Source organism: Luteipulveratus mongoliensis (assembly GCF_001190945.1).
GTDB lineage: Bacteria > Actinomycetota > Actinomycetes > Actinomycetales > Dermatophilaceae > Luteipulveratus > Luteipulveratus mongoliensis.
Genome location: NZ_CP011112.1, coordinates 212929 through 234303, shown reverse-complemented (window position 1 = coordinate 234303; position 21375 = coordinate 212929). Strand labels below are relative to the sequence as shown.

Here is a 21375-nt window from a genome sequence, read left to right as displayed (position 1 = left end):
GATGCTAGGCGACCTCCGCCGGACCGCCCGGCGAGATCGTCGCCTCGGAACGTTCCCAACGGACTGACTCGGGAGTAACTTGAGGCGCCATGACTGAAACTCGGGTCGACACACGCGTCCACGCCTTCACCGACGATGCGCTCGGCGAGCACGACGCCACCGGTGTCGCAGAGCTGATTCGTGCTGGGCAGATCTCCGCTCAGGAGGCTGTCGACGCCGCGATCGCGCGCAGCGGTGCTGTGGAGTCACGACTCACTGCTCTGGAGTTCCAGGACTTCGACCGTGCTCGGGCGCGCGCTCAGATGACGCGTGCCGGCGGACTCGCAGGCGTACCAAGCCTTTTCAAGGACAACGTGCCGGTCGCGGGAGCGCCGATGACGGAGGGGTCACACGCCCTCTCGCGCACCCCGCAGAAGTCCGACGGCAAGATCGTCGCGCAGATCTTGCAGACCGGAGTCATCCCGATCGGCACGTCCCGGATGCCGGAGTTCGGGTGGATCCCGACGACCGAGCGGGTCGATGGCACCGTCGTGCACAACCCTTGGCACACCGACCACTCGGCGGGCGGTTCGTCCGGTGGTTCGGCGGCCTATGTGGCCGCCGGCGTCGTGCCGATCGCGCACGGCAACGACGGTGGCGGCTCGATCCGCATCCCCGCCGCCGTGTGCGGGCTCGTCGGTCTCAAACCGACCCGCGGTCGGTTGCGCATGGGTGAAGCGGCGGCATCGATGCCGGTGCGGATCATCAGCGACGGGGTGCTGACGCGCAGCGTGCGGGACACGGCGCTGTTCTACGCCGAGGCCGAAAAGACCTACCGCAACACGCGATTGCCCGGTGTCGGACTGGTCGACCGCCCCCTCGACCGACCCCTGCGGATCGGTCTGACCCTTGACTCGCCCTTCGCACCCGCGACCGACGACGAGACGCGAACAGCGTTGCAGGAGCTCGCATCCACGCTCGAAGGCCTGGGTCACCGGATCGAGCCCTACGTGCCGGACGTGCCGACCAGCTTCAAGACCGACTTCGTCGACTACTGGTCGATGCTCGCCATGTCGGTCAAGGACACCGGCCGCCTCGTGTTCGGCTCCTCCTTCGACTCGTCGCAGCTGGAGCCGATGACTCTGGGGCTCGCCGCCCATGCGCGCCGACGCCTTTGGCGCGCACCGGCGTACATCAGTCGGCTCGCCGCGTCGGGGCGTCAGTACGAGCGCAGCTTCGGCGACGTCGACCTCGTCCTGTCGCCCGTGCTCTGTCACACGACGCCACGGCTCGGCTACCTCGACCCGACGCTCCCGTGGGAGGAAGCCTTCGGTCGAGTCCTCGACTACTGCGGGTTCACGCCCCTGCACAACGCGACCGGCGCACCGTCAATCTCGTTGCCTACCGCGCAAACTCGCGACGGGCTACCGCTCGGCGCCATGCTCTCGGCACGTCGCGGAGCAGACGCTCTGCTGCTGGAGACCGCCCTGCAGATCGAAGAGGCGGTGCCGTTCCGGCGGATCAACGAGTGAACGCCGGCTGACCGCGGCGCGGCACGCAGACGGACGTCGTACGACGATTCGTCCAGTTCGTGATGCCCGGACGCGACCCGCGATCGCGTCAACGGTGTACAGCGTTACCAAAATCTCGTAATTCGTTGGGAATTGGTCGGTCTGGAACGTCGACACGACCCTGTGGAGCCGACATGATGTCTCCGGTCAATGAGTCACGAAGGCATCAAGTCTTGGTAAATCGCCAGATCGATACCGCGAATTGCTGCATTCGAGAGTCGCCAGGCCGAGCGGGACCTCCTAGGTTCCCGTATGCCTGATTCCTGAGAGCGGAGGAGATCGCTGTGGATCCCACAGGCGACGCCCAGTCGCGAAGCAACGCTGATCGGCGCGGGAAGGTGGATGGCTCGACGTCGTCCACGTCACGCACCACCCACGAAGTCGAGTACGACACTGTCACCAAACGCGTTCGACGCGGGCTGGGCGGTTGGTGGTGGCTGGCTCTGCTGGCTGTCCCGCTGCTGCTGGCCGCGCTGGCGACGCTCATCAGTCGCGGTGGCATCGAGGACGACCTGAAGGCCGATACGACCAAAGCCCTGAAGGGCCAAGGCATTTCGCCGACCAAGGTTGACTTCGACGGTCGCGACGGCACCATCACGCTGCCGGCCGGTGCCGACAGCGCGAAGGCGAAGAAGATCGCCGAAGACGTCGACGGCGTACGCGTCGCAGACGTCAAGGGCGCCGGCGCAGCTGCTCCGGCTCCGACCGAGACTGCGTCTCCTGCTCCGACGACCGAGTCGCCGAGCCCGTCCGAGTCCGCGTCCAGCCCTGCTGCTGCGGCCGGTCCGTTCACGCTGACCAACGAGGGTGACTCGATCGTCGTCGAGGGTGTCGTGCCCGACGAGGCGACCAAGAAGTCGATCATTGACGAGGCCACCAAGGCCGCCGGCGACAAGAAGGTCGTCGACAAGGTCACGGTCACGGCGGGCGCTCCGGCTCCCGACGTTGCCAAGATCACGGCAGGTCTCGGGACTCTCCCGGCCGCTGACGGCGTCAAGCTCGCCTATGGCGACGACAAGGTCACGCTGACCGGCGAGGTTGCCGACGACGCAGCCAAGACCGCTGCCGGCGACGCTGCGACCAAGCAGTTCGCCGGTCTCACCGTGGACAACCAGCTGACCGTCAAGGGCGGCGCTGCTGCCGCTGACTGCGCGACCGTCAGCACCACGGTCGCCACGCTGGTCAAGGGTCAGAGCCCGGTCTTCGCGGACAACTCGACGACGCTGCTCGCGACGTCGAAGCCGACGCTCGACAAGGTTGCCGACGCGGTCAAGGCGTGCAAGGACGCGAAGGTCACCGTCTCGGGTTACACCGACAACACCGGTAGCGCCGCCAACAACAAGCGGCTCTCGCAGGGACGCGCCTCCGCGGTGCGCACCTACCTGAGCGGCAAGGGCGTCAACGCTGCCAACATCACCGCGACGGGCTTCGGTCAGGACAAGCCGATTGCCCCGAACACCACGCAGGCTGGCCGCGATGCCAACCGTCGTGTCGAGATCACGGTGGGAGGCTGACATGGCTTGGTTGTTCGGACAGACCTGGTTCTGGCTGCTGATCGCGTTCATCGTGGGCGCGCTCGTGGCATGGCTGCTGGCCGTGCTGCTGCTGCCCAGCGAGCGCAAGGCATTCGAGGGCCTCGAGAACGCCGTCGATGACAAAGGAGGGCGATCCTGATGGGTTGGCTCTTGGGTAAGGAATGGCTGTGGCTGCTCATCAGCTTCCTGCTGGGTGCGATTCTCACCTGGCTGTGGCTGGTGCGGAAGGTCACCAAGCGGGTGCCTCGCGCGACCACGCGCACTGAGCGCAACCTCAAGGTCGGCGCGGGCGCCGCGGCGGCCGGCGCGGTTGGTGCCGGTGCGGCAGCGGCCGTCAAGGGCAAGCGCGGCAAGGTCGACGTCGAGAAGCCGGACGTCGATGTCAAGAAGCCGGACGTCAAGGCCCCCGAGGTCAAGGCGCCTGAGGTCACGAAGCCGGACGTCGACATCAAGAAGCCCGACGTCGACATCCGCAAGCCCGAGGTGAAGACGCCGGACGGCGAGCTGTTCGACCAGGACCACGAGGCGCACGCCTCCGGTCTCGGTGCCGGTACGGCTGCTGCCGGAGCAGGTGTGGTCGGCGCGGGCGCCGGCTTCGCCGCTGGTCGCCACAAGGCGTCCGACTCCGACGTCGACGACAAGCTGCACCCGATCGAGGTCGAGGACGCCGAGGTCGAGAAGTTCGACAACGACGCCCCGACCGCGTCCATCCCGGTGGTCAAGCCGGAGGCGGACGTCGACCACGAGGCACCGACGGCGGCCATCCCGGTCGTCAAGCCGGACGCCGACGCATCGTCCACGACCGACACCAAGGCGAGTTCGTCGTACGGCTTCGCCGGTACGACGGCTGCAGCTGCGGCCGGCGGTGCGGTGGGTGGCGCGGCCGTGGCCGGTGGCCGCGACGACAAGGCGGAGACCTCCAAGGTCGACGCTGCAGCGCCGAAGTCCGACACGGTCAAGGCGGACGCTCCGAAGGCGGACGCCGAGGACCCGATGGTGGGTCGCTTCGGTGCCGGTGCGGCATCGCCCAAGGAGGACGGCTCCGCCCCCTCCGGTGACTACGTCATCAAGGGCAACGCCGACTCGATGCTGTTCCACACGCAGGACAGCCCGCGCTACCAGGCCACCAAGGCCGAGGTGTGGTTCAAGGACGAGTCTGCTGCTGAGACAGCAGGATTCGCGCACTGGGACCGCAACAAGCGTCGTGGTGCCGGTGGTACGGCGAGCTCCAGTGCCTCCTCCAGCACGGGCGGCGGCACCACTGCCGCAGCCGGTGCCGTGGGTGCTGCTGGTGCGGCCGGCGCTGGTGCGGCGGCAGTGAAGGGTTCCGATGAGGACGACACGATCGACACCCCCACGCTGTTCGCGTCGGGTGCTGACTCCGCGTCGTCGGGCAAGGACCCGCTGACCGAGAAGTACGGCGCCGGTGCGGCATCGCCCAAGGAGGGTGGCGCTGCTCCGTCGAGCGACTACACCATCAAGGGCAACGCTGACTCGCTGCTCTACCACTCGGAGAAGTCGCCGAGCTACCGGGCGACGATCGCTGAGGTCTGGTTCAAGGACGAGGCTGCAGCTGAGGCTGCCGGCTTCAAGCCGTGGGACCACAAGCGTCGTAACGGCGGCGGCTCCTCGGCTGCCGGCTCCTCGAAGGCTGGGGACGCGGCGGCCACGGGCACGGCTGGTCTCGTTGACACCAAGGCGAGCACACCGGACCCGCTGACCGAGAAGTACGGCGCGGGTGCGGCGACTCCCCAGGAGGGTGGCGCTGCTCCGTCGAGTGACTACACGATCAAGGGCAACCTTGACTCCGAGCTTTACCACTCGGACAAGTCACCCAACTACCGGGCGACGATCGCTGAGGTCTGGTTCAAGGACGAGGCCGCGGCTGAGGCTGCCGGCTTCAAGCCGTGGGACCACAAGCGTCGTGCCGCTGCGGCCGGCTCATCGGGTACGACTGATGCCGCAGGCGCGGCTGGCGCGGCAGGCGGCGCTTCCGGCGTCTCCGGTCTCACCGGTTCGGCTGCGGACGGTGGCGAGGCCAAGTCCTCGACTCCGGACCCGCTGACCGAGCAGTTCGGTGCCGGTGCGGCATCACCCAACGAGGATGGTTCTGCTCCCTCTGGCGACTACACCGTCAAGGGCAACACCGACTCGATGCTGTTCCACACCGAGGAGAGCCCGAGCTACCGGGCGACCAAGGCGGAGGTCTGGTTCAAGGACGAGGCGGCCGCTCGTACGGCCGGTTTCCGTCACTGGGACCACCGCAAGCGCTGATCGTGCGCTGAACGCGCAGCGGGGCCGGTGACCTTCGTGGTCACCGGCCCCGCTGTCGTACGCCCCCGCCAATCCGCTGGTCGAGTAGCCGGAGCGCCAGCGGAGGCGTATCGAGACCGGGTGACCGCGGAGGTCAAGCCTCCCCGCGACTCACCGTGGTTTCGACTCGGCTCGCCCAGGGGCTCGCCGGCTCAACCAGCGGTGGGGCGGGTTGAATGGGGGCATGGCATCGGTTCCTCGGCTCTCGCGCGCGCAGCTGTCCGCGACCTGGCGGGGACCGCTCGACGTGCCTCGTACGCCGCTCGACCGGCGCACGCTGCAGCGCGAGACCTGGCTGGTGCTCGGCGTCAGCCTCGGCGCCTCCGCGATCTACGCCGTGCTGTCGATCATGCGGCGACTGGCCGACAACCGGCCCCTCAACCAGCAGGCTTCGCAGCTGAACGTCAGCCAGGCGGCGCAGGCGTGGCTCGACCTGCTCTATCAGCTCGCCGACATTGCGCTCGCACTCGTGCCGGTGCTGCTGGTGTTTCACTTGCTGCGGCGCGAGATGCCTTCTCCCGCAAGCTATCTCGGCCTCGACCGGTCACGCTTGAAGCCGGACATCGCCCTCGGGGCGGGGCTCGCGGCGCTGGTCGGCATCCCGGGTCTGGGGCTCTATCTCGTGGCTCGCGCCGCCGGCCTCAACACCCAGGTGGTCGCGTCCGATCTCGGCGACCACTGGTGGAGTCTGCCGATCCTCGTGCTGTCAGCCGTGCAGAACGCCGTGCTCGAGGAAGTCATCATGATCGGCTACCTCTTCACCCGGTGGACCCAGGCGGGCTGGCGGCTGCCGCAGATCCTGATCGTGTCCGCGCTCATCCGGGGCAGCTATCACCTCTACCAAGGGTTCGGCGGCTTCGTCGGCAACATCGCGATGGGGCTGCTGCTCGGGCTGGTCTATGCGCGTACGCGCCGCGTCCTCCCCCTGGTGATCACCCACGCACTCCTCGACACCGTCGCCTTTGTCGGTTACGCCCTCCTGCACAATCACGTCTCCTGGCTCTAACTCGCGAGTAGCGCTTACGGTCGAATCATGGCGACCTCGACCTGGACCAACGCAGCACTCCTCACCGAGCTCGAACCGGTCGTGGCGCAGAACCTCGATCGGCACCTCTCCGTGGCGAAGGAGTGGATGCCGCACGAGTTCGTCCCGTGGGCCGACGGCACCAACTTCGAGCGGCTCGGTGGCAAGCAGTGGTCGCCCGGCGACTCCCAGGTGTCCGACGTCGCCAAGACGGCGCTCATCGTCAACCTCCTCACCGAGGACAACCTGCCGTCCTACCACCACGAGATCGCCTCGCTGTTCAGCCGCGACGGCTCGTGGGGGACGTGGGTCCACCGCTGGACGGCCGAAGAGGGCCGCCATGCGATGGCGATCCGTGACTACCTGCTCACCACGCGTGCCGTCGATCCAGAGGAGCTCGAGCGCGCGCGAATGACCCACATGGGCAACGGGTATGCGAGCAGCCATCCGGATGAGGTGCTGCACAACCTCGCCTACGTGACGTTCCAGGAGCTGGCGACGCGGGTGTCCCACCGCAACACCGGACGGATCACGGGTGAGCCGATCTGCGACCAGCTGATGGCCAAGATCGCGAACGACGAGAACCTGCACATGGTCTTCTACCGCAACTTGATCAAGTCGGCGCTCGAGATCGCGCCCGACCAGACGCTGCGAGCCATCGTCGACGTGGTGCAGGCGTTTGCGATGCCCGGTGCCGATCTGCCCGGTTTCCAGCGCAAGTCGATCGAGATGGCGATCGCCGGCGTCTATGACCTGCGTCAGCACCATGACGACGTCGTGATGCCGGTGCTGCGGTTCTGGAAGGTGTTCGAGATGACCGGCCTCGGCCCGGAGGGTCAGAAGGCGCAGGAGGAGCTCGTCGCCACGATGGGCGGCATCGACACGCAGGCCGCGCGGTTCGAGGACAAGAAGGCGATGCTCGCCGAGCGCATGAAGCGCTGATCCACGGGCACGCGCTGAGAAGTTGTGCCAGGATCTGCCCGTCACGTGGTAACGATTGCCATCACCGTGGAGGGCATCTCATGCCGAAGTCGCTGCGTTCCGTCCTGGCCCTTCTGGTCGCCGTGCTCTTCGCGACCGGGGTGAGCACTGCTCACGCGAGCACCACGGAGGCGAGTACGCCGAAGAGTGCGGCAGCCGTCGTACCCCAGCCTGAGCCTGGGTCGTGTCCCACACAGGCGACCACGCCGAAGCGGGACCTCCGCGCGATGTGGGTGTCGTCGGTGGTCAACATCGACTGGCCGTCGAAGACCGGCCTGACACCGCAGCAGCAGAAGGACGAGCTGATCGGCTGGCTCGACCTGGCGGTCAAGCAGCGGCACAACGCCGTGATCCTCCAGGTCCGGCCGACGGCGGACGCGTTCTGGCCGTCGGCGTACGAGCCGTGGTCGAAGTACCTCACCGGCACGCAGGGTCAAAACCCCGGCTGGGACCCGCTGAAGTTCGCGGTCGAGCAGTCGCACGCGCGCAACCTCGAGCTGCACGCGTGGTTCAACCCCTACCGAATCTCCATGGATACCAACGTGAATGCGCTGGTGCCGACCCACCCGGCCCGGCTGCACCCGGACTGGGTGAAGGCGTACGGCGGCAAGCTCTACTACAACCCGGGCAACCCGGACGCGCGGCGGCAGTCGGTCAACGCGATCCTCGACGCGGTCAAGAAGTACGACATCGACGGCGTGCACTTCGACGACTACTTCTACCCGTATCCCGTTGCAGGACAGACGTTTGACGACTCCGCGGAGTACGCGAAGTACGGCAACGGCATGTCGCTGGCCGACTGGCGGCGCAACAACGTGACGACCTTCATCCGCGAGGTGCGGGCCGGCATCCAGAAGTACCGGCCGCAGGCGCAGTTCGGCGTCTCGCCGTTCGCGATCTGGCGTAACAAGGCGACCGACCCCGAGGGCTCGGACACGACGGCCGGCGCGCAGACGTACGACGACCTCTATGCCGACACTCGCAAGTGGGTGAAGGACGAGCTGCTGGACTACATCACGCCGCAGGTCTACTGGTCGCGCGGCTTCGCGGCGGCCGACTACGAGAAGGTCACTGACTGGTGGGCCACGCAGGTCACGGGCACGCACGTGCACCTCTACATCGGCCAGGCGACTTACAAGGTTGCTCAGAACGCAGACCCGAAATGGTCTGAGCCGCAAGAGCTTTCGTCGCATCTGGACTTCAACACGAAGTACCCGCAGGTGCAGGGCAACATCTACTTCTCCGCCGTTCAGGTGAAGGCGGACCGGCTCGGCGCAACCAGCCTGCTCAACGAGAAGTGGTACTCCCGTCCCGCCCTCACACCCGCTTCCCCCTGGCTCGATGACCGCCGAGGCGCGCCGCGACCTCCGGTGGTCGTGAAGGCGAGTGGCGCGAAGGTGACGTGGGTCGCGACGCCGGGCGCGACGTCGTACGCGATCTATCGGGTGCCGACGGCGAAGCCCAGGCCATGCGACCTGGCCGACGCTCGCAACCTGGTGGCGACCGTGCGTGACGAGCGAGGCGCCGTGCAGCAGTGGACGGATCCGGCGTCCGGCGCCGGCACCTACGTGGTCACCGCGATCGACCGAGTCAGCAACGAGTCCGCCGGCACCGTCGCCCGCTAGCCCAAACCGCTGGTCGAGTAGCCGGAGCGCTAGCGGAGGCGTATCGAGACCGGGTGACTGCGTTGGATGAGTCTCCCTCGCGCTCAACAGGTCTCGATACGGCTCGCGCCAGGGCGCTCGCCTACTCGACCAGCGGACCGCTGGTCGAGCGCCTCGCCTACTCGACCGGCAGTTACGTGACGGTGATGGCGATCGTGGTGGGCGGCTTGTGGGGTGCGTTGTCCGGGCCGCCGGCGCACGTGGGGCCGCTGGAGCGGAAGCAGTACTGGACGGTGAGTACGGCCTTGCCCGGCTTCACACCGGTGACGAAGTAGGTGAGCCGGCCGCCGCATCCAGGCGCTGGTTCGTCGCAGTCGGAGTCGACATGGCCCTTCACGGTCGCGACTCCCGCCGGCGTGATCGAGTCGTTCCAGTTGTCGCCGATGCTGGAGTTCTGCCGTCCCACGTTCACCGCCACCGTCTCGCCTGGCTTGAGGGCGATCGGCTCGCCGGAGCTGAGCGGGATGCTGCGGGACGCCTCGGGGGTGGGGTTCACGGAGGGCTCGTCCTCCTGGCAGGCCGCGAGACTGAGCGCGCCGACGAGCGCCAGCGCGGCGGCGAGGGGCCGGCGGTGGCGCTTTGTGAGGTGCGCGAGCATGGTCATGCTTCTGGGACCACCTCGCCTCAGCTCTGGTTCCTTTGTTTCCGGCTGTGCCGCCTATCCCGGATGACAGTGTTCTGACAGCCCTCTCGTTCTAGGGTCTGCTCCGGGACGTGCACGGGGGTGCGCGTACATGTTCATCGGGGAGCGTCATGCAAGCGGATCTGAAGCAGAAGGATGCGGTCGAGGCCACCACGCCAGATCCACTGCCGTCGGTCGAGTCGGTGATCGAGGTTGCGTGCGCGAGCGTCTACTGCGCGACTAGCTTCCGCATGGTCAGTCACGGCAGCGGCCAGTCGGTCGACATGGCGGGTCAGGCTCTGACGCGCAACCTGCGGTCCATCATGCTCACTTCATCGATGGCCGTGGACCGCTACGACATCGAAGGCATGTCGTACGAGACCCGCCTTCCGACGCATCTCGCGTCGTCCGCTCCGGGAGGTCCGCAGCAGGTGACCTACAAGAGCTACGTCCGGCAAGCCCCGGGCACGATGGGTGAGCTCTTCGAGTCGATGATGTCGGGACTGGCTCTGACGTCCCAGAACTCCACGGCTGCGTGGGCCACCCAGGGCGACCGCGAGGTCGTCGTGATCACCAAGTCCGATCCCCCGGCCATCTCCGTCGCGTTCACCGCGGACGCTGAGCACCTTCCTGTGCAGATTCGATATGGCGAGGACCAGGTCACGTGGTTCACCAGCTGGGGCGAGGTCCCGGTCTTCTCTGCTCCGCCACGCGAGTCAGACGATCGTCAGCCGGGTGGGCACTGGTCCGGGATCGGGGAGACGAACGGGCCGATCGCCGAGGTTGATCCGGCCCAGGACTCGCGGCTCGTGTGACCCGGTCATCCCCGGGAGTACACCGGGCACCTGATGCCACGTCAGGTAGCCGACGAGCGCCATGAGATACGCCTCCTTGTCGTCGGCTGGCAGCCCGAGGTCATCCGTACGCCGCACGTCGACTCCCGGCAGATGTCGCCTCAGCGCGTCCATCAGCGCCGGATTGTGTACCCCGCCTCCGGAGGTCACCAGGTCCGAGATGCCGTACGCCGCAAGGGAGTTCGCGACCGTCGTCGCTGTGAGCTCGGTCAGGGTCGCGACGAGGTCTGCGTCGCTGACGAGAGGGAGCTGCGCGAGGAAGCGATCGGCGTACGACGTCGTGAAGAGCTCCCGTCCCGTGGACTTGGGTGCGGGGAGGGCGTAGTACGGCTCGTCGAGGAGGGCCTCGAGCAGGTCGGTCCGCACGGTCCCCGAGCGAGCCAGCCGCCCGTCGGTGTCGCGCGACTCCCGGCCATCCGTGATGCGCGCGACGGCTGCGTCGATGAGGCAGTTGGCCGGTCCGGTGTCGAACGCCACGGACCGGTCACCGTCGAGGACCGTGACGTTGGCGATCCCGCCGAGGTTGAGCGCCGCCCGCGGGCCGTCGCCCGGCAACCCCCGCAGCCAGAGGGTGTCGAGCGTCCCCGCGAGAGGTGCGCCTTGACCGCCCGCCGCGATGTCACGCGCTCGGATGTCGGAGACCACGGGCAGACCGGTGGCCTCGACGATCGGCGCCGGCTGACCGAGCTGGAGCGTGCCCTGCGCGCGTCCGTCCGTGACCCAGTGGAAGACGGTCTGGCCGTGGCTGACGACGAGGTCGGCACCGTCGTACTGCTCGATGACGGCAGCGGCGGCGCGCGCGCACTCCCGCCCGACCAGCTCGTCGAGCTGGGCGACCTCCTCGATCGTGGTCGGGGCCGGCGGGAGCAGGGCGAGGAGCCGCTCGCGCAGCACCTCGGGCCAGGGCCAGGTGCGCGCGCCCAGCGGCCGCAGCGTGAGCGCTCCGGTCGACGCGCCGTCGAGCTCGGCGACGCCGACGTCGAGCCCGTCCATGGAGGTGCCCGAGATCATGCCGACGACGATCATGAGGTGGGACGGTACCGTTCCCTCGTGCTTGTCGTCCGGACCATCGCTGACCTGCGTGAAGCGCTGCGCCCTGCCCGTCGCGAAGAGGCCTCCATCGGCTTCGTCCCGACGATGGGCGCGCTGCATCACGGCCACGAAGCGCTCATGGAGCGCGCTCGGACCGAGTGCGACGTGGTGGTCCTGTCGATCTTCGTCAACCCGACGCAGTTCAACGACCCGACCGATCTCGAGCGCTATCCGCGCACCGAGGAGGCCGATGTCGCGATCGCCGAGAAGAACGGTGTGGACTTCGTGTTCATGCCGTCGGCCGAGGAGATGTACCGCCCGGGCTCGACCATCGAGGTCCGTCTCGACGGGCCCCTGGTCGACTCGCTCGAGGGCGCGCACCGCGGCTCCGACCACTTCCACGGCGTCACGACCGTCGTCACCAAGCTCTTCAACATCGTGCAGCCCGAGGTCGCCTACTTCGGCCAGAAGGACGCCCAGCAGGCGCTCGTGATCCGAGCCCTGGTGCGCGAGCTCGACATGCCCGTCCGCATCGACGTGGTGCAGACCGTCCGCGAGGACGACGGCCTGGCCATGTCCAGCCGCAACATCCATGTCAAGGGACGCGACCGCGAGCGAGCACTCGGCCTGAAGGCCGCGCTCGACGAGGCGCAGTCGGCGTACGACGGGGGCGAGCGTGACGCCGCGGCGCTGACTGAGCGGGCGGTCGCCGCGATGAAGCCGTTCGAGGTCGTACCCGAATATCTCGCCATCGTCGACCGGGTGACGCTGCAGCCCGTCGAGACGGTGGAGCCGGGTGCGCTCGTGGTCATCGCCGCGCCCGTCGGGCCGGTCCGACTCATCGACAACACCGTCATCAAAGACACCGCACAACTGACACGGAGCGCCTGAATGTCCAGCCGTCCCAACGCTTCTGCTTCCGAGTCCGACCGCGCACCGATCACGTTGCCTGGCCTGCGCGCGATGAAGGCCGCGGGCGAGCCGGTCGTGATGGTGACGGCATACGACTACCCGTCGGCCGTCGCGGCGGAGCACGCCGAGGCCGACATCGTGCTGGTCGGCGACTCGGGCGCGATGACCGTCCTGGGCTACGACTCGACCGTCCCCGCGACGCTCGACGAGATGCTCATGCTGACTCGAGCCGTACGCCGTGGGTTGCGCACGCCGATCCTCATCGGTGACCTGCCGTTCGGGTCGTACGAGGTGTCGGACGAGCAGGCGATCGAGACCTCGATGCGGTTCGTCAAGGAGGGCGGCTGCCACGGGGTCAAGCTGGAGCGGGGCGGCCGTACGTCGGTGGCTCGCGCTCGCGCGATCGTGGACGCCGGGATCCCGGTGATGGGTCACGTCGGCCTGACGCCGCAGACCGCGACCGCGCTGGGCGGTTACAAAGCGCAGGGCCGCACAGGTGCCGAGGGCGCGACCATCGTCGAGCAGGCGGCGGCGCTGCAGGACGCCGGCTGCTTCTCGATCGTGCTCGAGTGCATCCCGAGCCCCGTCACCGAGGCGCTGATGCCGCGGATCAACTCCTCCGTCGTGATCGGTATCGGTGCCGGGCCCGCGACCGACGGCCAGGTGCTGGTCTTCCACGACCTGCTGGGTATCCGTGAGGGCAAGGGCGCGAAGTTCGTGAAGCGCTACGCCGACCTGCAGGACGCGATGGATGCCGGCGTGCGGGCGTACGCCGAGGAGGTGCGCTCACGGGCGTACCCCGCGCCCGAGCACGGCTACGCCATGACGGATGACGAGATCATCGCCCTGAAGGTCGCGCTCGACGACTGGCGTCACGCTGGTTGAGCCGCTCTCGTGCGGGCGTGTCGCAGCCACGGGGCTATGGGGTGCGTGGAGAAATACAACCTGGTTGTAGAGATGTACAACGACGTTGTACGTCTTCACGACACCTGTCTCCCCGCGCAGGCGACACGCCCGTCAGCGCTCGAGCTCGTGGCCGCGCACCGGCGATCCTTTGGCCCGCCTCAGGCGCGGTGGACCAGGTGCTCGTGCGGCAGGTCTCGCCGCTCCAGCAGCAGAGCCGCGCCATCCAGCGCTGATCCGCTCGCCTCGCGCAGCCGCATCGGAGCCAGAGCCCGCTCGAGCGGATCGAGCAACAGCTCGCCGAGCCCGCTCAAACCGCCGACAAGAGCCACCTCGGACGCTTCGCTCACCGGGATCGCCACCTGCGTCGCCGCCTCGCGCACCGTCGCGGCCAATTCCCGAGCGGCGGCCCCGAACAGCTCACTCGCGGCTGCATCACCGGACCGGGCGAGGTCGGCGAGATCCGGCACCAACGACGCCCGCCGCTGGGCGTTGTCGTACGACCGGTCACCGACGAGCGCGCGCCAGTCCGGACCGAGCCGGCGCAGTACGACGGACTCCCACCCCGGCGTACGACTCGCCTCTCCCAGCATCGAGGTGCCGAGCCAGGCGCCGCTACCGCGATCACCGAGCTCGGGACCGAGCCCGTCGGCGACCGCGACCTCGCCGGTCGGAGACACGGCGACCGCGACAGCCCCGGTGCCGGCGACGACCACGACGCCAGGTGCGCCGCCGAGAGCGCCGAGATGGGCGGTGATGGCGTCGCTGGTCACGGCGACGGACGCCCCGTACGCCGCACGCAGCCGGTCAGCCAGTTCCTGAGCAGCCGATGGCGCGGCGAACGCGCCGGCCGCGCCGACCGAGATCTGGTCGACAGGAACGCCACCCAGCCCGGATACTGCCTCGTGGATGCTGGACAGCGCCGCTTCAACGCCGTGCGTGGTGCTCAAACCCGGCGCTCCGCCCGACCCGGCGGACCGCTCGGCCACGCGGACGCGGCATCGGGTTTTGCCGAGGTCAACCACGGCGGCGCTCATCGCGCGATCCTGGGGGAGACATCAAGAGATGTCAACGATTTCCGGCGTACTTGGGGAAAGGTTGGTTGTTGCCATTTCCGGTGGTTAGGGTGACTCCACCGGCAGTGGCGGTGCCGACCCCGATGTGAACCCTCACGACGGGTTGATAACCGAGCGTCGGCAACGCGAAGGACAAGGCGGAGGTATGGCATGCCACATGCGATGAGTGCAGCGGGTCCCGCAGTGGATGGCCATCCGGGTGACGTGCTGGTCAGGCTGCGGTCCTCGTTGCCCAACCTCCAACCGGCCGAGCAGCGGGTCGCGCACGTCGTCATCAGCGACCCCGCCTCCTCCGCGCATCTGTCGATCACCGGGCTTGCCGAGCAGGCTGCCACGTCGGTCGCGACCGTAGCCCGGTTTGCCCGCAAGGTCGGCTTCAACGGCTACCCCGAGCTGCGCATCGCACTCGCCGGGGCAGCGGCTCGCGAGGACGTCCTCGGTGTCAACGGGCGCCAACCGCCGGCTGAGCTCGACGAGTCCGCGTCGCTGGCCGACATCGTGTCCTCGATCGTGCATCACGAGACCCGCGCCCTCCAGGAGACCGCCGAGCACCTCCAGCTGGGCGCCGCGCAGGCCGCCGTCGACGCGATCAGCGCGGCATCACGGGTCGACATCTTCGGCATCGGCGCCAGTGGTGCGGTGGCCGACGACTTCCGCCAAAAGCTGCACCGCATCGGCCGAATCGCCTTCTCCTGGAATGAGATTCACGCCGCCTCGACGGCCGCATCGCTCTTGGCCAGCGGCAACGTCGCGATCGGCATCTCGCACAGTGGCGCGACGGTCGACACGGTCGAGCCGTTGACGCGGGCGCACGAGGCCGGTGCCACCACGATCGCGATCACCAACTTCGACGGTTCGCCGCTGACGAAGTCCGCCGACATCGTGCTGACGACGGCCGCCCGAGAGACCACCTTCCGCTCGGGCGCGACCGCGAGCCGGACCGCTCAGCTGGCCGTCGTCGACATCCTCTTCGTCGCCATCGCCCGCCAGAACCTCGCCGCATCCACCGAGGCGCTCAGCAAGACGCACGACGCCGTGACCGGTCGACGGCTCGCAGCGTCGCGGGGTGTCGACAGCCGGGGCCGCGTGTGACGTCCCACTCCCTCGACGAGGTCCTCGCGCACCTGGCCACCGAGTCCCGCAACCCGGCGTCCCGGGGCCTGGACGCGATGACGACCACCGAGGTCGTCGCCCTCATGAACACCGAGGACGGCCACGTCGCCGATGCCGTACGACTCGTGCTCCCGCAGGTGGCCGCGGCGGTCGACCTGGTCGCCGCAGCCCTTCGTGAGGGCGGGCGACTCGTCTACATCGGCGCCGGCACCAGCGGTCGGCTCGCGCTCCTCGACGCCGCCGAGTGCCCGCCGACGTTCAGCACCGATCCGAACCAGATCATCACTCTGCTGGCCGGCGGTGAGCGCGCGTTCGTCCACGCGGTCGAGGGCGCCGAGGACGACACGCACGCAGCCGCGGTCGACATCGAAACCGCGCACGTGGGGCCGAGCGACACCGTGGTGGGCCTGACGGCCAGCGGGCGGACGCCGTACGTCATCGCCGGACTGGACCGCGCGCACGAGCTCGGCGCGCGCACCGTCTCGATCGCCTGCAACCCCGACTCCGCCGTCAGCGCGCACGCCGACATCGCGATCGAGGTCGTGACAGGTCCTGAGGTGCTGACCGGGTCCACGCGGCTCAAGGCCGGCACCGCTCAGAAGATGATCTGCAACATGCTCAGCACGGCCGCGATGGTGCGCAACGGCAAGACCTTTCGCGACCTGATGGTCGACATGCGCCCCAGCAACGCCAAGCTGCTGGACCGCGCTCAGCGCATCGTGGCGGCGGCCGCCGAGGTCGATGTCGACACGGCCGGCGAGGCGCTGGACGCGGCCGACGGTCGTACCAAGGTCGCCATCGTGATGCTCCTGACCGGCAGCGACGTGGCCGAGGCAGAGGCGCTGCTGGACAGCAGCAATGGCATCGTCGCCGCCGCCCTCACCAACCCGCTGGTCGAGTAGCCGGAGCGCTAGCGAAGGCGTATCGAGACCCGCTGAGCCGCAGGGAGACTCAGCCCTCGCGGTCGCCCGGTCTCGATACGGCTCGCCCTAGGGGCTCGCCTACTCGACCGGCGGTGGTGGGTTATCCACAGGGGTTGCGGCCGCCATGACGCGAGTCAGCTGCCTCTCGGCAGACTCCCACCATGGCGTGGACGTACATCCTTCAGTGCAGCGACGGGAGTTACTACGTCGGCAGCACTCAGGATCTCGATCGGAGACTGGCCCAACATCAGATGGGTGAAGGCGCGGCGTACACGCGCTGGAGGCGACCGGTAGAGCTGGTCTGGTCGCAGGAGTTCGCGCGCGTCGATGAGGCATTTGCGCTGGAGAAGCAGGTGCAGAACTGGAGTCGTGCCAAGCGAGAAGCACTCATCGCCGGTGAGTTCGATCGGCTCCCCGCGCTGGCTCGCAAGCCTCGTCGTGTCCGCCGGCCCCCGCTGGTCGAGTAGCCATCCACCTCCGCTGGTCGAGTAGCCGGAGCGCCAGCGGAGGCGTATCGAGACCTGGTGCGCGCGGTCACCGGGTCTCGATACGGCTCGGCTAGCGCCTCGCCTACTCGACCAGCGGTTGGGCTCGCCTACTCGACCAGCGGTACGGGTCTGTCGGCTAAACCAGTGACGGCGCGTCTGTTCTGGGAGAGTGGCGCGATGGGCCAACGCATGTTCGTGGCACTCATGCCACCTGCGCCAGTACGCGAAGATCTCGCCGCATTCCTCGAGCCCAGGGCCGAGCATCCCTGGATCGCCGAGGAGCAGTGGCACATCACGCTCGCCTTCATGGCGGACGTCCCAGACCGTGCCGTCGATGAGCTGATCGACGGCCTCGCGAGCGCGGCAGCGCGGCGTACGCCGCTGAACCTGCAGCTCGCGGGAGCCGGTGCGTTCCCTGACCCCTGGTCGGCGAAGGTGCTGTGGATGGACGTGCGGGGCGATGTCGAGGAGCTGGAGCGGCTGGCCACCAACGTCCGCAACAGCGCTCAGCATGCCGGCGCGGACCCGGATGGGCGAGCGTTCCGGCCGCACCTGTCGGTCAGCCACCTGCGGCGGGTGCAGGAGCAGACGCGCTGGGTGCGGGTGCTCGACACCTACTCCGGTCCGACCTGGACCGCATCGGAGATCTGCCTCGTCGAATCGCATCTAGGGTCTGGCCCGCACGGCCGCCCGCGTCATGAGATTGTGGCGACCGCGCCGTTGATCGGGAGGGAGTCAGATGCCTTCGCTGAGTGACGTGGCGATGTTCCTGCTGGAGCTCGCCGTCTATGTCGCCGTGGCGTGGTGGGCGTTCAACCTCACCGACACCTTCCTTCTCGGGGTCGTGCTCGCACTCGTCGCGATCGCGGTGATGGGTACGATCTGGGCCGCGTTCGGCAGTCCGCAGGCGAGGTGGCCGGTCTACGGCTTCCCGCGAATCATGTTGGAACTGCTGTGGTTCGGCGCGGGAGTCCTCGCACTGTTCGCTGCCGGTACTCCGATCGTGGCCGTCATCCTCGCGGTCGTCTTCGTCGTCGTGATGTGGCTCCGGTTGCGCCCTGCCCGCACAGGGCCCGCGCCGGACGACGACGTGGAGGATTTGAGCGGCTGAGCCGCGAATCCATCTGCGCTGACTAGGCTCCTGCGGCATGACGAACCTTGCGGCCAACCTGGCTCGGACGGTCAAGCAGTACGCCGACCACGTCGCCATCCGCCTCGACGACGCGACCCTCACCTATGCCCAGCTGGACGACGCGTCGGCTCGGCTGGCGTCGTACCTGCGCGCTCAGGGCGTACAGCCCGGCGACCGGGTGGCGCTGTCGCTGCCCAACGTGCCGGCGTTCGCGATCGTCTACTACGGCATCCTGCGGTCCGGCGCGGTGGCGCTGCCGATGAACCCGCTGTTCAAGCCGCGTGAGGTCGAGTACTTCCTCAAAGACGCCGAAGCCTCCCTCATCTTCGGCCTCGCCGGCGACGCCCAGGCGGCCGCCGAGACCGTCGGTACTCCGTTCGTCGAGGTGGGTGCAGACCAGCTGCAGGACCTGGTGAGCCAGCACGAGCCGTACGCCGAGGTCGTCGACCGAGCGGACGACGACACCGCGGTGATCCTCTACACCTCCGGGACGACGGGTCGGCCCAAGGGCGCTGAGCTCACCCACGGCGCGCTCAACACCAACCAGGAGGTCACGGCGCGCACCCTGATCGAGGTGCAGCCCGACGACGTCCTGATGGGCTGCCTGCCGCTGTTCCACGTCTTCGGGATGACCTGTGGCCTCAACACCGCGGTGGCCAACGGCGCCACGCTCACCCTGATCCCCCGCTTCGACCCGGCCAAGGCACTGGAGGTCATCGCGCGCGACAAGGTCACGATCTTCCTCGGCGTGCCCACGATGTACGGCGCGATGCTGGCCGCGTCGGCGACGGTCGACGCCGACCTGTCCTCCCTGCGTACGTGCATCTCGGGTGGGTCCTCGATGCCCGTCGAGGTGATGCGCAAGTTCGAAGACCGTTTCGGCGCAACGATTCTCGAGGGTTACGGCTTGTCCGAGACCTCGCCTGTCGCCTCGTTCAACCACCCGCACGTCGAGCGCAAGGCCGGCTCCATCGGTACGCCCATCGAAGGTGTCGAGATGCGCCTCGCAGGCGAGGGTGGTGCCGAGGTGCCGGCCGGTGAGATCGGCGAGATCGCGATCCGCGGCCACCTGCTCATGAAGGGCTACTGGAAGCGTCCGGACGCCACGGCTGAGGCCATCAGGGACGGCTGGTTCTACTCCGGCGACCTGGCGCGGCTGGACGAGGACGGCTACTACTTCATCGTCGACCGCTCCAAGGATCTGATCATCCGCGGCGGCTACAACGTCTACCCGCGCGAGGTCGAGGAGGTGCTCTATGAGCACCCGGACGTCGTCGAGGCAGCCGTCGTCGGCGTACCCCACGACCACTACGGCGAGGAGATCAAGGCGTACGTCGTGCTCGGTCCCGATGCGACTGCAACTCCTGAGGACCTTCAGGCGTTCACCAAGGAGCGGGTCGCCCCGTACAAGTACCCGCGCACGATCGAGTTGATCGAGGCCCTACCCAAGGGCCCGTCGGGCAAGATCCTCAAGCGCGAGCTGCGCGACGCGGCATCGCCGCAAAGTTGACTAACTTAGACAACCTATATAAATTGGGTTGGTATGACTCCCAAGACCCGTCGCGGTGACGAGCTGCTCTCCGCCGTTGCCCGCCTGCACCGATGGGCGACCCGCCACGCTGACCTCGACCTCCCGTCCGCGCAGGGTCGACTGCTCGCCCTGGTTGCCGAGATGGGCCCGGCGCGCATCGGCGACCTGGCCGCCGCGGACCACTGCAGCCAGCCGACGATGACCACTCAGGTGCAGCGGGTCGAGGCTCAGGGCTGGCTCGCTCGCGAGGCCGACCCGGGCGACGCTCGCGCCTGGCTGGTTCGCCTGACGCCCGAAGGCAAGGCCGTGCTGCGGACCGCGCGCGCTGCCCGGGGCAAGGCCGTACAGCCCTTGCTCGATGGGCTGAGCCCCGAGGATGCCGCCACGCTCGATCGCGCGGCCGAGATCATCCACAGCATGGTCGTCGCCGCACGCGACTGAGTCCTTGCGCCAGAACTGAGTACCGGTGGCTCGGTCAGCGCGACTCGCGACCGAGCACGCCGGCACGTCGGAGCACGGCGGCGGCGACGATGCAGGTCGACATCACCATGAGCGCGGCGCTGCCGAGCGATGCGCCACGGAGTCCGGCCGTCGCGAGCAGGCCACTGACCACGATGATTCCGACGGCGGTCGACGTGCGCAGCAGAGCGAAGATCTCGGCGCGCCGACCGTCGGGCGCCAGGTCGTCGAGCACGAGTGAGTAGTGCGTTCCGAGCAGGGGCAGGAAGAACCCGATGAGGACCGCGCCCAACAGCGTGGGCGCGAGGTCCCAGCGGCTGCTCACGAGGACAGCGCCGACCATGGTCGCCGCCAGGAAGCAGACGACCTCCGTGGGCCGAGATCTCCGGTTGCGCACGCTGACGCACACGCCACCACTCACTGAAGCGACACAGACCGCCCCCGTGAAGACGAACGCCCAGGTCGGATCGAGGTCGAAGGAGAGGGCCAGGGCCACCGCGCTGATCTCGACGGATGCCACCGCCGCTGAGCTGGCTGCCGCGCACAGCAGCCACATCAGGACGGGCGGGGTGAGCAGGGACATCCCTGACCCGGCCGGAGCTGACGACTTCGCGTCCGGAACGCTCGGGACCAGCACCAACGGCAGCGCACCCAGGACGACGATCGCGAACATCGCGAGCGTCGGTGACAGTGAGCCCAGGACGGCCGCGAGCACTGGAGCGACGGCGAAGACGACCTCGTTGAGCGTGGCCGCGATCCCCAGCGCACGGGGGAGCGACGACGGCCGCACGAGATGGTTGAGGATCGATCGCTGGTAGCCGTACGCCGCACCATTGACGACTCCACCGATCGCCGCCGAGCCGATCAGGAATCCGAGCGGCGCGCCCAGGGCGGCGAGCAGGGCGACCAGCCCGAGCGCGATCGTACGGACCGCGATCAGCCACCGCAGATAGGTCACGGCGTTGAAGCGGCGCCCGGGCCGCGAGACCGGAATCGCTCCCACCACCTGGGCGAGGGTCATCGCCAGGACCATCGTCGCGCCGTCCTCGGCGCGGCCGGTCAGCGGGAGCGTGAGAAGCGCGAAGGCGATGGGCGTGGCCGCCTGGGGGATGCCGAAGGTCCCGAAGGAGATCAGCCAACGGACCAGCGCCGACCGCCCCTGCAGCCGAAAGGCGTCGCGCGAAGACCTCCGCACCGGAGGAGACGCCAGCTGATCGTGTGCCACCCTGCGCAATATAGTGCTCACGACCTCGGAGTGGACCA

At 68.4% G+C, this 21375-nt stretch carries 21 protein-coding genes; 17 read left to right on the top strand and 4 right to left on the bottom strand.

The features are described from left to right. Window positions 1-89 precede the first annotated feature (89 nt). The 7 genes from VV02_RS01135 to VV02_RS01110 all read left to right on the top strand — a co-directional run bounded on the left by VV02_RS01135 (window position 90) and on the right by VV02_RS01110 (window position 9028). A complete protein-coding gene (locus VV02_RS01135) occupies window positions 90-1511 on the top strand; it encodes an amidase (protein WP_052589339.1) in 1422 nt (473 codons plus the stop codon). 323 nt (window positions 1512-1834) lie between these two features. Next, complete coding sequence (gene arfA, locus VV02_RS01130) at window positions 1835-3064, top strand: channel-forming protein ArfA/OmpATb (protein WP_052589338.1); 1230 nt, start codon at window positions 1835-1837, stop codon at window positions 3062-3064. Between the two features lies 1 nt (window position 3065). Next, window positions 3066-3224 carry a hypothetical protein gene (locus VV02_RS26255; protein ID WP_157063211.1) on the top strand — a complete coding sequence of 53 codons (159 nt, stop codon included), beginning with the start codon at window positions 3066-3068 and terminating at the stop codon, window positions 3222-3224. After that, window positions 3224-5359, top strand: coding sequence for a sunset domain-containing protein (locus tag VV02_RS01125; RefSeq protein WP_052589337.1), 2136 nt, complete (start codon window positions 3224-3226; stop codon window positions 5357-5359). Before VV02_RS26255 ends, VV02_RS01125 begins: the two co-directional genes overlap by 1 nt. Window positions 5360-5582: 223 nt before the next feature. Continuing rightward, complete coding sequence (locus tag VV02_RS01120; RefSeq protein ID WP_083449818.1) at window positions 5583-6404, top strand: CPBP family intramembrane glutamic endopeptidase; 822 nt, start codon at window positions 5583-5585, stop codon at window positions 6402-6404. 27 nt (window positions 6405-6431) lie between these two features. Then, window positions 6432-7364: an acyl-ACP desaturase gene (locus VV02_RS01115; RefSeq protein ID WP_052589336.1), complete on the top strand. Its 933-nt coding sequence runs from the start codon at window positions 6432-6434 to the stop codon at window positions 7362-7364. Window positions 7365-7444: 80 nt separating this feature from the next. Then, a complete protein-coding gene (locus tag VV02_RS01110; protein WP_083449817.1) occupies window positions 7445-9028 on the top strand; it encodes a glycoside hydrolase family 10-like protein in 1584 nt (527 codons plus the stop codon). A 172-nt stretch (window positions 9029-9200) separates the two neighbouring features. Here VV02_RS01110 and VV02_RS01105 read toward each other — a convergent pair whose 3' ends face one another. Continuing rightward, the gene (locus VV02_RS01105; RefSeq protein ID WP_052589335.1) at window positions 9201-9671 is read right to left on the bottom strand and encodes a protease inhibitor I42 family protein; all 471 of its coding nucleotides are present in this window, start codon (window positions 9669-9671) and stop codon (window positions 9201-9203) included. A gap of 149 nt (window positions 9672-9820) precedes the next feature. On the opposite strand from VV02_RS01105, the gene VV02_RS01100 reads away from it, so the two are divergent. Continuing rightward, the gene (locus tag VV02_RS01100; protein ID WP_052589334.1) at window positions 9821-10504 is read left to right on the top strand and encodes a hypothetical protein; all 684 of its coding nucleotides are present in this window, start codon (window positions 9821-9823) and stop codon (window positions 10502-10504) included. Here the strand turns inward: VV02_RS01100 and VV02_RS01095 are convergent. Then, the gene (locus VV02_RS01095; protein ID WP_083449816.1) at window positions 10406-11569 is read right to left on the bottom strand and encodes an anhydro-N-acetylmuramic acid kinase; all 1164 of its coding nucleotides are present in this window, start codon (window positions 11567-11569) and stop codon (window positions 10406-10408) included. The two genes, VV02_RS01100 and VV02_RS01095, sit on opposite strands and share 99 nt — an antisense overlap. A 24-nt stretch (window positions 11570-11593) precedes the next feature. Here VV02_RS01095 and panC point away from each other — a divergent pair, with 24 nt between their 5' ends. After that, entirely contained in the window at window positions 11594-12466 is an 873-nt protein-coding gene (gene panC, locus VV02_RS01090; RefSeq protein WP_052596387.1) for a pantoate--beta-alanine ligase, read from the top strand. Next, on the top strand, window positions 12467-13372 hold the full coding sequence (gene panB, locus VV02_RS01085; protein ID WP_052589333.1) for a 3-methyl-2-oxobutanoate hydroxymethyltransferase: 906 nt from the start codon (window positions 12467-12469) through the stop codon (window positions 13370-13372). A gap of 179 nt (window positions 13373-13551) precedes the next feature. Here the strand turns inward: panB and VV02_RS01080 are convergent, their stop codons facing one another. Beyond that, entirely contained in the window at window positions 13552-14427 is an 876-nt protein-coding gene (locus VV02_RS01080; RefSeq protein ID WP_052589332.1) for a BadF/BadG/BcrA/BcrD ATPase family protein, read from the bottom strand. 189 nt (window positions 14428-14616) lie between these two features. Between VV02_RS01080 and VV02_RS01075 the strand changes: the two genes are divergently transcribed. The 7 genes from VV02_RS01075 to VV02_RS01045 all read left to right on the top strand — a co-directional run bounded on the left by VV02_RS01075 (window position 14617) and on the right by VV02_RS01045 (window position 20094). Then, window positions 14617-15558, top strand: a complete 942-nt coding sequence (locus VV02_RS01075) for a MurR/RpiR family transcriptional regulator (RefSeq protein WP_245632967.1) — start codon at window positions 14617-14619, stop codon at window positions 15556-15558. Further along, window positions 15555-16481 (top strand): N-acetylmuramic acid 6-phosphate etherase, encoded by a 927-nt coding sequence (murQ, locus tag VV02_RS01070; protein WP_052589330.1) that lies wholly within the window; start codon window positions 15555-15557, stop codon window positions 16479-16481. The genes VV02_RS01075 and murQ overlap by 4 nt, the downstream gene beginning before the upstream one ends. A gap of 182 nt (window positions 16482-16663) precedes the next feature. Beyond that, window positions 16664-16969 carry a GIY-YIG nuclease family protein gene (locus tag VV02_RS01065; RefSeq protein WP_052589329.1) on the top strand — a complete coding sequence of 102 codons (306 nt, stop codon included), beginning with the start codon at window positions 16664-16666 and terminating at the stop codon, window positions 16967-16969. Between the two features lie 165 nt (window positions 16970-17134). Further along, on the top strand, window positions 17135-17746 hold the full coding sequence (gene thpR / locus VV02_RS01060) for an RNA 2',3'-cyclic phosphodiesterase (protein WP_245632966.1): 612 nt from the start codon (window positions 17135-17137) through the stop codon (window positions 17744-17746). Beyond that, window positions 17730-18101, top strand: a complete 372-nt coding sequence (locus tag VV02_RS01055) for a YrdB family protein (RefSeq protein WP_052589328.1) — start codon at window positions 17730-17732, stop codon at window positions 18099-18101. Before thpR ends, VV02_RS01055 begins: the two co-directional genes overlap by 17 nt. 37 nt (window positions 18102-18138) lie before the next feature. Next, on the top strand, window positions 18139-19632 hold the full coding sequence (locus VV02_RS01050) for a long-chain-fatty-acid--CoA ligase (protein ID WP_052589327.1): 1494 nt from the start codon (window positions 18139-18141) through the stop codon (window positions 19630-19632). A 33-nt stretch (window positions 19633-19665) separates the two neighbouring features. Continuing rightward, a complete protein-coding gene (locus VV02_RS01045; RefSeq protein ID WP_052589326.1) occupies window positions 19666-20094 on the top strand; it encodes a MarR family winged helix-turn-helix transcriptional regulator in 429 nt (142 codons plus the stop codon). Window positions 20095-20128: 34 nt separating this feature from the next. On the opposite strand, the gene VV02_RS01040 is transcribed toward VV02_RS01045, so the two are convergent. Continuing rightward, window positions 20129-21337 (bottom strand): MFS transporter, encoded by a 1209-nt coding sequence (locus VV02_RS01040; protein WP_218917329.1) that lies wholly within the window; start codon window positions 21335-21337, stop codon window positions 20129-20131. Window positions 21338-21375 lie beyond the last annotated feature (38 nt).